3 pseudogenes are annotated in these 1294 nt (G+C 42.8%); 2 read left to right on the top strand and 1 reads right to left on the bottom strand.

What is annotated here, in order from left to right:
* A pseudogene (locus tag PSF42_RS20630) lies at window positions 1–534 on the top strand (IS4-like element ISVsa5 family transposase); the annotation flags it as partial.
* A pseudogene (locus tag PSF42_RS20625) lies at window positions 534–1109 on the top strand (helix-turn-helix domain-containing protein); the annotation flags it as partial. The pseudogenes PSF42_RS20630 and PSF42_RS20625, both read left to right, overlap by 1 nt.
* On the opposite strand, the pseudogene tetR(B) reads toward PSF42_RS20625, so the two are convergent.
* Window positions 1087–1294 (bottom strand): annotated as a pseudogene (tetR(B), locus tag PSF42_RS20620) (tetracycline resistance transcriptional repressor TetR(B)); the annotation flags it as partial. The pseudogenes PSF42_RS20625 and tetR(B) overlap by 23 nt on opposite strands.

Raw genomic sequence — 1294 nt, 5'->3', positions numbered from 1 at the left:
TCATGCCAAATTCTATTGTATAAATCTCGCTCTAAAGGCCGAAAAAATCAGCGCTCGACACGGACTCATTGTCACCACCCGTCACCTAAAATCTACTCAGCGTCGGCAAAGGAGCCATGGGTTCTAGCAACTAACTTACCTGTTGAAATTCGAACACCCAAACAACTTGTTAATATCTATTCGAAGCGAATGCAGATTGAAGAAACCTTCCGAGACTTGAAAAGTCCTGCCTACGGACTAGGCCTACGCCATAGCCGAACGAGCAGCTCAGAGCGTTTTGATATCATGCTGCTAATCGCCCTGATGCTTCAACTAACATGTTGGCTTGCGGGCGTTCATGCTCAGAAACAAGGTTGGGACAAGCACTTCCAGGCTAACACAGTCAGAAATCGAAACGTACTCTCAACAGTTCGCTTAGGCATGGAAGTTTTGCGGCATTCTGGCTACACAATAACAAGGGAAGACTTACTCGTGGCTGCAACCCTACTAGCTCAAAATTTATTCACACATGGTTACGCTTTGGGGAAATTATGAGGGGATCTCTCAGCACTGAGCTAAGTTCTGTGGCGAATATATCAGCTTCAACGGCGAGCAGTCATTTATCTAAATTATTAGATTGCCAGCTAATCACAGTAGTAGCTCAAGGCAAGCATCGTTATTTTCGGCTAGCAGGAAAAGATATTGCTGAATTGATGGAAAGTATGATGGGGATCTCCTTAAACCATGGCGTACATGCCAAAGTTTCCACGCCAGTGCATTTACGAAAAGCACGTACTTGCTATGATCATTTAGCTGGCGAAGTTGCCGTTAAGATCTATGATTCCCTTTGTCAACAGCAATGGATCACTGAAAATGGTTCAATGATCACATTAAGTGGTATTCAATATTTTCATGAAATGGGAATTGACGTTCCTTCCAAACATTCACGTAAAATCTGTTGTGCGTGTTTAGATTGGAGTGAACGCCGTTTCCATTTAGGTGGGTACGTTGGAGCCGCATTATTTTCGCTTTATGAATCTAAAGGGTGGTTAACTCGACATCTTGGTTACCGTGAAGTTACCATCACGGAAAAAGGTTATGCTGCTTTTAAGACCCACTTTCACATTTAAGTTGTTTTTCTAATCCGCATATGATCAATTCAAGGCCGAATAAGAAGGCTGGCTCTGCACCTTGGTGATCAAATAATTCGATAGCTTGTCGTAATAATGGCGGCATACTATCAGTAGTAGGTGTTTCCCTTTCTTCTTTAGCGACTTGATGCTCTTGATCTTCCAATACGCAACCTAAAGTAAAA

The sequence above is a fragment of the Providencia sp. PROV032 genome (assembly GCF_028484875.1).
GTDB lineage: Bacteria > Pseudomonadota > Gammaproteobacteria > Enterobacterales > Enterobacteriaceae > Providencia > Providencia rettgeri_E.
This window is presented reverse-complemented; position numbering and strand designations above follow the sequence as displayed.